Raw genomic sequence first — 13192 nt, 5'->3', positions numbered from 1 at the left:
ATGAAAATCATCTCTTTTCTCGGTTTTAATAACTATCAAACAACCACCTACGTCCATCCTACTAATCCTGAAATTACTTGTAAAACTAGGTTCTTTCAAGAAGCGTTGGTGGATTTTTATCGGCCGACAGAAATTTATGTGCTTTTAACCAAGACGGTTGCCACTGTTGCGCCCAGAGGAGCTGAGGTCACCAATTGGCAGGGGTTGCAAGATTGTCTTGCCGATAAAGTAACAATAAGGCCCATTGAGGACATTCCGGAAGGGAGTGCCCCAGAAGATTTATGGGATATTTTTGACTGTATTACTGACTGCTTAGACCATGGCGATCGAGTTATCTTTGACTTTACCCATGGTTATCGTTTTTTACCAGTGGTGGCCCTGCTGGCTATTTCCTATTTGCGGACAGTCCGGCAAGTGCAGGTGGAGGGGGTTTTATACGGTGCTTTTGACCCCAACTCCCAGGGAGAATCAAGTCCTACCTATGATCTTTTACCGATGCTGAGTCTTTTAGATTGGCTAGCGGCGACGGATCGCTTTGTTAATTTAGGAGATGGGTTGCCTTTGGCGCAGTTGCTCCAGACCGCTATTCCCGGTGCAGAAAGAAGGGATAATCCGGAAGTGCGTAATCCCGGTAGTCGTCTGGACCAAGCCGGGAAAGTCATTGCTGAAATTTCCCAGGCAATCGCCTTGGCAAGGCCGATGGAAACCCTGGAGCTAACGGTGCAATTGGAGGAAATTATCAACCGGGCCAGTGACAGTTTCGACCAACGGGCTAAACCTTTCAATTTGATTAAGGATCAACTGCTAGCGGAGTATGGGCAATTTGCCTTGCCGGAGTCGTGGGAACCGGAAAATTTACAACGCAATCTCTGGCTGCAGTTTCAGTTGATTAACTGGTATTTGCAACGGGGCCAAGCAGTGCAGGCTATGACCTTGGCCAGTGAGTGGCTGATCTCGGTGGTAGCTTTTCGTTTGGGAGCAAAGCAAATTCTAGACCACCGTAAGCAGATCAATTTCGCTCTCAATAACGGTGGCGCAGTTCAAAAAAAAAGAGAGCCAGTGGGGCCATCCAGCTTTGATGAGCAGTTCCAAGCCTTATCCCAATATCAATTTCTTAGTCAACTCTGGAATGACTTAACTGAAATTCGCAACGACCTTGCCCACTGTGGTATGAGAAAAGATCCCAAATCTGCCAAAAAGCTACAGGAGAAGGCAAACAAAATTTTTCCACAACTGGAAGAGATAGCCAATTCATTACTCAAGCAGTAATTCTGTAATTTTTAGCAGTTAGAAATAGTAAACTAGGGTCGTAGTCTTTCCTATTTTTAAATCTACGATCTCAATTTATAAATGCAGCCCCAATTTATCAATAATGAACACATTATCTTCAAAATGACCATAAATCCGCTTTGCATCTTTATCTGACCAAGCGTAACATTCGTGGGTGGGCTCAGGACTTAGTCGCCCTCGAAATAGACGACCCTCAAGAGAATGAAATCTTAAGGAGCGAGGATTATATTCACCATTAGACTCCAGACATCTTGTCAAATCATCTAGGCGTGCATTGATAATAGCTAATCGGTCTCTTGGCAAGCTCTGAATATCGATCACGAATTCTTCAGAATATTTTAATTTTGAAGTCAAAGGTGGCAGAAGTTGATTCTGATAATGTCCGCCAGAGAACTGCTGCCAAACTAGCTGCCCCCATTCAGATAAAGAAGCTCGACCATCAACTTGTTCTAATAGTGCTCCAGAAATATTTTGACATTCATTAGCAGGAATTTCATGTCCTAAAATAGCCAATCGTCTAAAAATATCTAAATTATTAGCAAGGTCATCTTCAGGTGATAACTTAATCGGTAGCTTAGGAATAGTTAATAACTGACCATCTGATTCAAAAATGTAAATACTTTCATCAGCATAAAACATTGCTAAGGCCTGCAGGAAGCCATTAACGCTTTTAAATCCTCCAGTAAGATTAAAAATTCTCTTCCAAGCTGGTTGGGGATATTGATTGTTTAATTCATAATCACACCAACGCACAATTTCGGACATGGCTAACCGAAAAGTTTCAATCTCTTTTGTAGAGAGATCTCTAATTATTGTTAAAAAAGCATTGCCCTGATGGGATTGAATCCAATCTGTAACCAGCGTTGCTGTTAAACCTCCGACATAGGTATCCGTGGCAATAAGATAGTAATGATCTGAAGTTGATATTTGACCTTTACTATAAGTTAAGATGCCATTGAGTTCAGCACTTAGTTTTTTAGCCCCTTCAATATCTTCTTCGTTAAGTTCTTGGCTCCGTTGTTGATAATGGCGATCAATTTGCGCTTTATCTTCAGATGAAATTTCAGCTTCCTTTAAATTGGAATTACGATTGATTAACTTCCGTAAGGAGTCATCAATTTGATTGGTGAGTAGGCTGGTGCCACAAGGGGAAACAATAACGTTAGGCATAATTTTTATTAACTAGGTTTGATTGGAAAACTCTGGGATTTTTCCAGCGCTGGCAAGGCTAATCGTCGACCTTTTTCATTGGCAACAAACCACTTAAAAGCTTCTCCATCTGGCTTGGGCTCAGGAGTAGAACGAGGATAATGGATAGATGCATTATCATGAAATCCTTGGAGACTCTGACCAGAAGCTTTGATGAAAGTAACCTGATCAAAACTACTGCTACCATACTCCTCTTTAACAGCCGTTTGAAAAGCATTAATCCACTGACTAATTAGAGTTGTAAAATCTGGTTGACTTGTTTCTAGTAAAGAGCCGTAATAATCACGCCATCCTGCCCCATTTCTTAGGTCTGTCTTGTCAGGGTCAATATCTAAACGAACACTACCAAAACCTAACGGTTTACCTCCTCCTAGACGGTGGAAATGCAAATCAGGTAAGGTTAACAACCACAATAGAGCACCTAACTCAACTTCCGAAAGATTAGTAACGTCAATTTCAAAAGTAAACTCGGTCAGTGGTTTTACCCAACCTTTTACAGAACGATTTTGATCATCTCTTTGTTCAAGACCATCCTTTTTAGGACGACGATATTCTTGGTAATGACCTTGGATAGCTTGTTGACTTCGGTCTTCCGTTGGATTACTCCAGTAGCCATTTGGTAACCCCTTGTGGTGAGGATAGACTTTGCGTCCTCGCAAGCCTTGTTCTGAATCACTATAGCCGTCGTCACGATCATAGCCATCTTCTAAAGGAATTCCTTTTCGATCATCGGCACAATAAAAACGAGCCTGTTCTGGTTTAGGTTGTCCCAAAATAGCAAGGGGAACAGAGAAATTTTGATTACCAAAATCATCAATGGCATCATCATGTTGGCAAGTTACGCTATGAATTCGTAATTGTCCTTTGTAGCAACCATTGCCCCGTTGATTGACCCAGCCAAATACGCGGTCTGCTGGGGATAGTTGCTTTTTATCCGTCGCAGGCTTTAGGGTTTCATCTAATAAGTCAACCGGCGCAATTTCATATAATCCCCGTGTGATCATTACAGGATAAAGATTGAGAATTTTGTACTGTCCATCTTCTTTCTTAACATGAGCATAACAAAGAGTCCCATCCGATAAATTCCGCTCTGATTCATCTGCAATAATTTGCCGTGACCAAACAGCCCCATTTACAGCGGAAGGGCCAGTATCACCTCTATCAACTTCCTTTTTGTGTATTTCCTGATAGCTTGTAATTAATTCTCGCCATTTTCGCCGTAAATCTCGAGATAGAGGTATTTCGATACTTTCTCGATCAATAATAAATACTCGTTCGTCATGTTTATTCCCAATATTTTTATTGGTTTTGTAAACAAATCCTTCAAATTGTTCAATGACTCCTGTTGAATGATGTTGACCGTAATTACGTCCTCGTTCAGGCCGATTACCTAAATTTTGATTGTGTCGTGCAATTTGTCTGACACGCCAATAGCAGAAGTTTCCTCTGGTATATCGCTCAGCCCAAAATCTGACATGATCACCATGCTCAGCCATCTGATAATCACGACTACCATCATAAGCAATACGATTTTGATAGTAAGGAAGCCATGCCGCATACATAGGATCATTGTTAGCTGGTCGGCCATTATTGCCTATCCTTGAGGTTCCTGGGTAAAGAACAATATTATCACCTTCAATGCGGGCAGGAACCATTTGCAATCCCATGGTGGCAGGCATTCGATAGGCCAAGCGAGAGTCATGATCTTCAAACACGGCTAAGCGGGAATTAGTGACCGCTTCATAGGCAGAGCGCAACATTCCCTTAATGGAAGTGGGAGGTAGATAGGGCTTGCCATCTTTGCCGATACGAACCGGATAGGTTTTATGGTTGTTATTTATCTCTTCTTTTGAAGCGTCAGGAATCAATAGAGGGGTAACGGTTGTTAGTTTGACGGCAATTCTGCCGCTGTATTTATCGCCATGGTAATAGCTATGACCAGCAGGAGCACAGTCGCCTAAATCTCCGGTTATGCCATCGCGGGGTAGGGCTGGGACAAAGTTGTAGGGGTTATGAAAGTTGCTAGCGTTAACATTTCTGGGTGTTTCAGTAATATTTCCAGAAGGAAGAACATAAGGTGCAATCTGTTCTGCGGCACCAACCCAAGCTTGACCTTTTTCTCGGATTTGTTTAATTTGATCGCCATCTTCCTCAAATTCAACTTTTTTATTTTTGAGAGTTGGTAGTGCTGTTTTAATGATTTCCACAAGTTCAGTAGAAAATTCTTCCTCAGCAACCTTAAAAGAATTTCGCTCAAAAAGTGTTATTTGAACATACTGTTGCCTTGTGTTGATAAAACTAAGTTGTAATTTGAGGTTTTTAGCACTGCCAACAACGCCCAATGTTCCGACTGTCATTTTACTTAACCTCCAATTTAATTAAACGTTCGTCAATAACGGCACAATTACCAAAATCATCTACTTCAGCAATGTACTCTTCGCTGGTGAGAAAAACTCGATCTTTGGGTTTTAACGGGTTATCGAGGGGAATATCGAGTTTCCCGATCCTTGCTTCCGCTAGTCGTTGCCAGCCATCAGCATTAGGGGGATGTTTAGCGGGTTCACCCCAGAGTAAATACTGTTGGTCGATCGCCGTAATAAATTCCTGTAAACCTTTCTCAAAACCAGTTAAGGTAATATCCGATTCTGAAAGCAAGACGGCAGTGCCATTACCATTAGATTCATTGACCCATCGCAGTTCACAATTGAGATTAAAGAAGCGGGCTTCAAATACGCCTAGGTTATTGAACTTAAGACGATTGTAAGAATCAACTAACTTGCCTGAGTTATCCAGTTTGACTAGTTCACACTTTTGGGGAGAATACAACAGCCCGATCGCCGCTTGGAGATGGTTTTTGCAAGAATCGACGGCGGATTCGAGGGTAATTTCATATTGGTGGTAGTGGTAAAGGTTCTTCATTAGGCGGCCTCCTGCTGGCATAGATCAATGGGATCGGCAATCCACTCTTTCCAAGCAGTGCTTAAGTCCTGACGAAATGCCTCATCTAGATCGGTGAGATTAGGACAAGTCATTGTTTTGTTTAAAGGTTCAAGTTCAGTGGGGAGGGCTTTGCCATTGAGGGTGATTTGACTGACAGTAATCGTTCCCATACCGCGGTTAGTGCCATAGCCTACGGGAATTTTTTTGTTAGCTAAATCCCGCAATACAAGAAGCAATAGGGCGATCGCCGGTTTAAGTTTTTCTTCCTTACCGTGGTAATAATTTTTGAGACGGGCAATGTCCAAGTGAACTTGGATCGGTTCCCAGGTGACCCCAATGGGTTCGAGCACGCTGTAAAGCATTCCTTCGGCAGCTCCCCCTGTCCACCGATCTACAGCGACGTGCATGGCCGGTTGAAGTACTTTGTAAGCTTGGCTAATATTATTGGGATAACCCGTAGCTTGTTTAAGAGCAGGCTGTAAATTCCCCGTCATCTCCGTGGCATTCTCTACCGCTTTCCATTGATCTGGGGTCATGGATAAACTAGAAAAACAATCATTCACTGCCAAGGCTCCGATTTTACCCAGATCTATATCCTTGCCATTTTGTTTTTGGCTCAAAGAAGCAGACCCAAATAATTCATTAACCAGATTGATTCGTAATTGTTCTAGGAAGTTTTTCTCAGAACCATTAGACTGGCAAATAGTACGAATAATACGTTCAGCCTGGGTTCGTAAAATCCCCTTAATGGAACTGCCGGGAATGACAAATCGAACATCACTTCCCACTTGACTAACGAGGGGCAAAATATCGATCGCCAGTCCATCCCCTTCAGCTTTCACCATGACGGGATCTTTGGGATTCCAGGTAATACTAATACCTAGATAGGGAGGAGACTGGTAGGTAACGTTTGCTTTTAATTGATTCCAATCTAATTTTTTACCTTGGTCTAATAAAGCAGAAAAAATACCTTCTGGTTTATCTAAAGCAAAGGATTTTAACTTTAAATCATCTAGTTTAATGCGACCTAAACCCCGGGTTTTTGCGGCCCCAAGGCGAATATCCCCTGCTTCTAAGGCACACAACAATTGAATCAACGCATTCGGTAGCCCATCATCTTGACTGTCAAAAGTTAATGGCAATTTAAATTTAGAACCCTTGGGAATAACTGCTCGGCTATATTTAAACCCATTGGCGGCGGTTCCAAAATGGCGATCGATGCCAACACCCTCCCTAATTTCAACATCAGCATTATTGGGTATATGGATAACCGCATCGTCAACAATAACAAAGCTAGCTCCCCGTTTTGCATCTAAATGATCACCCCAAAGATCTTTAATTTGGGACTCATCATTATTCAATAACTGGGTCATCCAACCCCGCAGAGCACCGGCTAAACTTGTCCCTGGCACATAATATTCACCCGCACCATTAACCGCCAGGGCTAAATCCGTATCAGCGTCGCCACCCACACCACCAATGTGTAAAGGGGTTTCTGCAATTAATGTGCCTGTAATTTTCCAGCGTGTAGTAACTTTTCTAGCCATGGTGTTAAGCTGCTCCCTGTGACTGTTGATTAGATTCGTTTTCTTGAGCTTTTTCTAAGTCCCGTTTATGACCCCGAATGATAGCGTCAACAAGGGTTCGCACTGCTTCCGCCCAAAGTTCAGACTTTAGCTGATTAACACCATTTTGGGTAATAGTTAACGGCGAAAAATCAATATCAAGATGATTCCAAATGAGATTTTCCTGGGTGACTAAATTACGAATTTTAGTTAATCCTTGGCTGGTATTACTCCATTTTTCTTTTCGATTAGAAACCTGCTCTAGAGCTGTTAAATAACCTGTGACAATATCTCGATTATTTCTTGAGTGTAGCCGTTTTAATACGGAGCGAAATCCTCCTAATTGAGTCATGGTGGGTTGACTATCTTTTCCCATAATTTTAATGCCTAAAATTTCTTCCCGTTTCGCTCGGCTAGATGCCAAGGCTAAGGCTTTATTTTGAATTGCTTCCCGCCAAGCCGCTTTTTCAATTAATCGAGCATAATCTTGGGTAGGATGATTAGTGGGTAATGGGTTGGATTGGCTGTTTTGGGACTGATTGTTAGAAGCTTTAGGCTTAGCTGTCAACTTTCCTAGGGAAGCCGAAAGTAATGGATCGTTAAAACCGATTTGACCGTAACCCTCTGTACACCGATCGCCAATGCCGGTGATCATTAATTCTTGCAATTTTTCGGCATTAACAGTGCCAGATTCAATGTCATAAATCAGACAACTACCAGCTTGCCAACCCACTAGAGATGGCCGGGGTAAACCCCACCGTACTTGCCAGGATTCTGTCCGCTGGGAACGGAGAGCAATGCAAATTAAATCATTGTCTGATCGTTCTTTGAGCTTGATATCCAGAGCATTTTCTAAGTATTTTTTGAGATCATCCGGAGTAGCATTAAAATTTAGGCGATCGCCTCGGAGAAGGATATCGGATAAGAACCAAATAGAAAGAGTTTTATTGTTGCCCGTAGGCTTAGGCAAATCAGCAGAGTTTCCCGACGTAACTTCGATTTTGCCATACTGATCTTTTTTAGACTGACCAATGCGAATTGTAGCTTTTAGTTGAGCTTGCCAATTTTTATTTTTGCTTGTAATTTGCTTGACTAAGCTATCTGGTAAACGTAACTCAGCGACGAATGTTTGTCCGGCTATAATAGCTTCATAGCTATAAACTCCCCCCACATCACTGGTGGGCCGCTGGACATCATCTTGAATGGTGTTATGGGTAAATAACTCTGAATTAATTTTCCCCGTATTTGGCAGATTCCTTTGCTCCTGTTCAAATTGGCCAACATAGCCGCCCCGTTCTCCCTTTAATTGAATGCCATCAGGTTCCGATTCTTGGAAACGGTTATAAACTCCTTTACCTTTACCTAATCCTCCATCTAGTTTTTCCCCAAACAAACAAAATGGGGTAGCTCGTCCTGCTTTACCATCAATTTTTATCGTGGCATTGGTAATAATTAAATCCCCAGCGGCGATTGCCTGACTAACGTCGAAATATTCCCCTAGGGTTTTGTGAATATAGCCCAGTAGATAACGCCCGGGAATATAGTCTAAACATTCGACAACGTTACCGACTGTACGAGCTGGTAAAACAACAGGAGAAAGGGTTTTAATGGTTAAGGGAATAATATGCCAAGGGGGTTGCTGTTCTGGATTATCTCCGGCAGATTGTAATTTATTTTGTTGATACTTAGGTGGTTGATCAACAGATTGATAATTGTCTTTCAACCATTGAATTTGTTGATCAGAATAACCACTAAATTTTAATTCACAGCGCCCATTGCCCCGGCGACGTTTACCGCCTAATCTCTCGGTTAACTTTGCTCCACTGGCTAAAATACCAGCAATAACTTTTTTATTGGTTTCGCTCAAATTATCGGGTAAATTTAACTCAACTTCCGCAGTTAATTTCGCTCCCAAACGAACTACTTCTTCAAAGCGTAAAAAATCTTTCTTAGCTGTGCCCGTGATTGCATCGATAGCCACCCCTGGCTTCATAAAGGCGATCGCCTCTTGCAATTGTTTTTTGCCCTGAAAAGCCGCTTTTAACTTAGGGTCAAGGTGTGCAGAACCAATGGCGATTAGGGCAGGTCTAGGTTCTGGCTCAATAGCTCCTTGAGCTAGGGCAGGTTGATCGCCAAAAATAAAATTAATCCACCCATGCCAAAGCCCTCGGGTTTGACCATTATCTAAACCTAGGGCAACCTGTTCACAGCTATCCCGCAGAATACCTGTTAAGGTTTTGCCGGGAATATAGGGCAGATTATCTCCATCCCGTTGTACAACACTGTCCAGTTCCCCCCGACCCATGCCAGTGCCAACGTGCCAATCACTCTGCATGGTTATGGTTATCTCAATTCCTCGCATAGTTATTCTCCTTGGTTTTTATGGTTAGCGTTAGCAAAAAAATCTTTGGCATCCAGTGCATCTAAAAATCTGGTGACGTACTTGCCATTTTCGAGATGAAATAGTGATTTATTCTCTCCGTCCTCCGCAAAGTTTTTGAGAATTTTGTAGCGTTGGCTAATTAAGCTATATTGAGCGTCTGCTTCATTTTTCTCTAGGTACAATGCCGTTCGTAGGGCATGGCTTTGACTGCTGGGTAATGCAGATTTTCCTTCCCCATCTTCGGAACGTAAATAACTAACCCGATCCGCTAGTGTTTGCAAACTGTGGGCCTGGGACCATTCATAACCCTGGGCTTGGCTGAGGTTCTCCGCTGCTGTCACCACATAGGGACGGTTGTAAAGCTCGGTATTATCTTCCGGCCGTAATTTTTCACGAATACGGTCAAAATCAATGCCGCTACTGTCATAGAGAATATGAAAATCAATGGCAGAGCAGGGAAAAGGAGTTATTGGCGAACTATTTGTCACAGTAACTTTTTGTTTGACCTCCTTAGCTGATTTAATTAATCTTTCCGCCAAAGTATAGGCAACAGAGAAGGGAAAATGGGGCTTAATAATACTGATCCCAGCGCAGGCAGAAAGGCGATCAACGCCAAAGGCTTTTTGGGCTATTACTTTGATATCATCATGTGTTTCTGTCTGCCCTTCAAATGCTTCAAGAAATTCCCTGGTGAATTCTAGGGCGTAGTCCCCCCGACAAATTACCGTTAGGTCATCTCCACCTAAAATCAATGGGACAATGGGTAAATCAATTTTTTTGGAATCTTCTTTGAAGACAGCGATCGCCATTTTAAAAGCGTTGATGGTGCAGTTATCCAGGGCTAAAGAAAGTCTACGATATTTATCAATATAATTGCGGTTTGTTTGCTCACCAATATATTTCTCAAGACTTAGTAAAATTTGCCCCAAACCATTACCATCGGCATGGACCACTGCTAACCAATCTAATTCGTCAAAGGACTTTTCTAATTGTGCTAGGTCGTTAACTAGCCGACCATCAACGCTCCGCAAACGTTTTTTGGCAGATTTCGCAGTCTCCCGTTTAACTTTACTGACTGTAGAAACAGGAATCTTGTCACCATCGGCATTATAGTCAAAATCAGAGGCAGGCAATTCACTTACACTGCACCCAGCGGCGATCGGTAACCGCAAAAAGCGACCATTAGCCCCAGCCCGTTTAGCCCTATTTACTTCGAACTGTTTATGGGCTTCTTTAACTGCTTTGGCAACCCCTAATTTATCTTGCCAATTACAATTCACATAAATACCACCAATTTCTAAACCCGGGGCATTGATTAGGGCCTGCTTGGTAACTTCTTTAATTAATTGTTTAGCCTTGCCCTCTTCTTTCACCAGGGCGATCGCCTTTCCAGAGGTAGCCAATAAAATTTCAATGTCAGCGTTATTTTTAGGATCATCAATGGCGGGATTAAGCTTACTATCTGCCAAAAAATTTAGGGAGTTTGTGTCAGACCATTGGTCATAGTAGTTAGTCTGGAAAACCCTATCCACCCCCTGGAACAATATTTCCGTTGTAGCAAGATAGGTCAACTCTGATGCACCAATATTTTCCCTTAGTTTATTAGTCGAGAAAATAAAATGCTGATTACCGGAAGTCTCAATTAGAACTAGAAACATAAAAATTTGACTTAACGAAAGGGTCGGATAGGACGAAGTGTTGCAGTACTTTTAACTTATCCCCACCATGGTCGATCAAACATCAAAAAATAATTATCTTTTACTTATGTATTTTTGCTTGGTACATCTACTATTAACATCCTAGAGCCAAGCAATGTAACTATCTTGGTAAAAGTTCATAAATGTTTTCTTAAGTTTACATTTACGTAAAAATTATTAGTCGATTGTCCTCAAGGTAGTCCAGATTTCCGAAAGGGGATCAATTCTTGGGCAAATTTAAGGTAAATATTTGTTAACTATCGTTTAATCAACAGGGGTGGGGATACGTGGTGGATCTAAAATCCTTAGCTGGGGCCGAAATGGTGGGATTACGCTGGCAACTGCGCTTCGACCGCCCCTGTCGCCTGGAAAGTCATTACGTTAAAGGACTCCATGCTTGGTTTTTGCATCAAGTGCAGGCCATTGATCCCGATGTTTCTGCCTGGCTCCATGATGGTCAAGGGGAAAAGCCCTTCACCATTTCCCGCCTGATAGGGCCTACCCTCTGGCAAGAAGGTCATTGGCACTGGCAAATAAATAAGACCTACCATTGGCAATTAAATTTACTATCAGGGGCTTTAATCGAAGCTTTACAACCTTGGCTAGCCCGTTTGCCAAACAAAATTGTCCTAGCTCGCCAAACATTATGGGTAGAAGCCGTTGATTGTTACCTAGCCCCCCATAACTATCAACAGTTATGGCCCCAGGGTGCTTTACCCCGACGGCAAGAGTTTACTTTCACTAGCCCTACCAGTTTCCGTCGCCAAGGCAATCACTATCCGTTACCAGAGCCCCGCAATGTTCTGCAAAGTTATCTACGGCGTTGGAATGATTTTTCTGGTTTGGCGTTCGAGCCGGAGCCATTTTTGGACTATTGGGTGCCCCAAAATGTGGTGATCGATCGCCATTGGTTGGAGTCGGTGAAGACCACAGCGGGAAAACAAGGCTCAGTGGTGGGATTTGTGGGAGCAGTGTCCCTAGTCCTTACGCCCCAGGCCCGTAATGATGGGGATGATTATGGCCGCTTGTTCCATGCCCTCTGTCGATATGGACCCTACTGTGGCACTGGGCATAAAACCACCTTTGGTTTGGGGCAAACAATGGCGGGCTGGGCTACCCCGGACCTAAAAACTTTTGCGTGCCTCCAAGAAGATTTACAGACTCAGGTGTTAACGCAACGGATAGATCAATGCGCCTCTCTCCTCCTAGCCCAGCGTCAACGGACAGGAGGGCAGAGAGCCCAGGAAATTTGCCATACGCTAGCCACTATTTTTGTCCGCCGAGAACAGGGGGAATCATTGCAAGAAATCGCCCTGGATTTACAGTTACCTTATGAGACAGCCCGCACCTACAGCAAACGAGCTAAGCGGGCCTTAGCCAATGTTCAATAATTACGAGGTCCTTGATCCCGTGATTGAGGCAATCCTTGCCCCGGTAATAGGTTTTCTTTATTAACGTTAGTTTGCTCTCCATAACCAATTTGTGCCCCCATGGTTTCGGGTTTAAGGACCCACTGCACTACCCGATCGCCAAAGCTGTTAACCACAAAAGTGGAGATCATGATCAGAACAGTGTTGGTGATCACTGCTAGTAAACCCAAAGGCGCAATCAGCAAAATAGTCAGGGTAATCGCACCATTGACTAAAGCTGTGGCCAGATTACGGAGCAATGCACCCTTGGCAGTAATAATGATTTTCATTGGTTCCCCGGGGCGTCAACATTACCATTGGCTACTGTTTGGCGGGCCCGACGAATGGCCAAGCTGTTATCAATAGTCCCAATCAAACCAAATAAAGGAGAAAGAGTTATCCCTCTTTCCACCGCTTCTTCAAGGCTTTCATTTTCTGAGGCAGTCAAGAAACCAAATACGAAAGTCCCCACAACAACAATCCCCAAAGCTTTCCAGCGGCGGGTGTGAATATAACCTGCAACGTAAGAGATCAAAATGGACAAAAGAATGTTCACCCAAATGGCTCGACGAGAAATATACAAAGTTTTACGAACTAGTCGCTCTGATTTTTCTTTATCCATTTGCTGGGCATAGTTTTGGTATTGATTAGGGTTTTCCATAATTAGTAGTTTAAAACCGCTTTGACAAAATACTATAG

The 13192-nt window shown here is 42.9% G+C and carries 10 protein-coding genes; 2 read left to right on the top strand and 8 right to left on the bottom strand.

The annotated features are described in order from the left end of the window. The gene (gene csx2 / locus H6G46_RS00380) at nucleotides 1-1269 is read left to right on the top strand and encodes a TIGR02221 family CRISPR-associated protein (RefSeq protein ID WP_011153730.1); all 1269 of its coding nucleotides are present in this window, start codon (nucleotides 1-3) and stop codon (nucleotides 1267-1269) included. A gap of 75 nt (nucleotides 1270-1344) precedes the next feature. On the opposite strand, the gene H6G46_RS00375 is transcribed toward csx2, so the two are convergent. Genes H6G46_RS00375 through H6G46_RS00350 form a run of 6 tightly spaced genes read right to left on the bottom strand, consistent with a single transcriptional unit; the run spans nucleotide 1345 to nucleotide 11045 of the window. Further along, nucleotides 1345-2460, bottom strand: coding sequence for a hypothetical protein (locus tag H6G46_RS00375; protein WP_011153731.1), 1116 nt, complete (start codon nucleotides 2458-2460; stop codon nucleotides 1345-1347). An 8-nt stretch (nucleotides 2461-2468) separates the two neighbouring features. Further along, nucleotides 2469-4856, bottom strand: a complete 2388-nt coding sequence (locus H6G46_RS00370) for a TIGR03986 family CRISPR-associated RAMP protein (protein ID WP_011153732.1) — start codon at nucleotides 4854-4856, stop codon at nucleotides 2469-2471. 1 nt (nucleotide 4857) lies between these two features. Continuing rightward, nucleotides 4858-5418, bottom strand: coding sequence for a CRISPR-associated protein Csx19 (csx19, locus tag H6G46_RS00365; RefSeq protein WP_041428280.1), 561 nt, complete (start codon nucleotides 5416-5418; stop codon nucleotides 4858-4860). After that, entirely contained in the window at nucleotides 5418-6986 is a 1569-nt protein-coding gene (locus tag H6G46_RS00360) for an RAMP superfamily CRISPR-associated protein (protein WP_011153734.1), read from the bottom strand. Before H6G46_RS00360 ends, csx19 begins: the two co-directional genes overlap by 1 nt. A gap of 4 nt (nucleotides 6987-6990) precedes the next feature. After that, complete coding sequence (locus tag H6G46_RS00355) at nucleotides 6991-9366, bottom strand: RAMP superfamily CRISPR-associated protein (protein WP_011153735.1); 2376 nt, start codon at nucleotides 9364-9366, stop codon at nucleotides 6991-6993. A gap of 2 nt (nucleotides 9367-9368) precedes the next feature. Continuing rightward, the gene (locus H6G46_RS00350; protein ID WP_011153736.1) at nucleotides 9369-11045 is read right to left on the bottom strand and encodes a hypothetical protein; all 1677 of its coding nucleotides are present in this window, start codon (nucleotides 11043-11045) and stop codon (nucleotides 9369-9371) included. 329 nt (nucleotides 11046-11374) lie between these two features. Here H6G46_RS00350 and cas6 point away from each other — a divergent pair, with 329 nt between their 5' ends. Continuing rightward, on the top strand, nucleotides 11375-12475 hold the full coding sequence (gene cas6 / locus H6G46_RS00345) for a CRISPR-associated endoribonuclease Cas6 (RefSeq protein ID WP_234376115.1): 1101 nt from the start codon (nucleotides 11375-11377) through the stop codon (nucleotides 12473-12475). Here cas6 and csx18 read toward each other — a convergent pair. Both csx18 and H6G46_RS00335 read right to left on the bottom strand, forming a co-directional pair. Then, entirely contained in the window at nucleotides 12469-12783 is a 315-nt protein-coding gene (gene csx18 / locus H6G46_RS00340) for a CRISPR-associated protein Csx18 (protein WP_011153738.1), read from the bottom strand. The two genes, cas6 and csx18, sit on opposite strands and share 7 nt — an antisense overlap. Beyond that, entirely contained in the window at nucleotides 12780-13154 is a 375-nt protein-coding gene (locus tag H6G46_RS00335; protein ID WP_011153739.1) for a hypothetical protein, read from the bottom strand. Before H6G46_RS00335 ends, csx18 begins: the two co-directional genes overlap by 4 nt. Between the last annotated feature and the right edge of the window lie 38 nt (nucleotides 13155-13192).

Source organism: Synechocystis sp. FACHB-908 (assembly GCF_014698595.1).
Classification (GTDB): domain Bacteria; phylum Cyanobacteriota; class Cyanobacteriia; order Cyanobacteriales; family Microcystaceae; genus Synechocystis.
The sequence above is the reverse complement of the archived record's forward strand: the minus strand, read 5'-3'. Positions and strand labels throughout refer to the sequence as shown.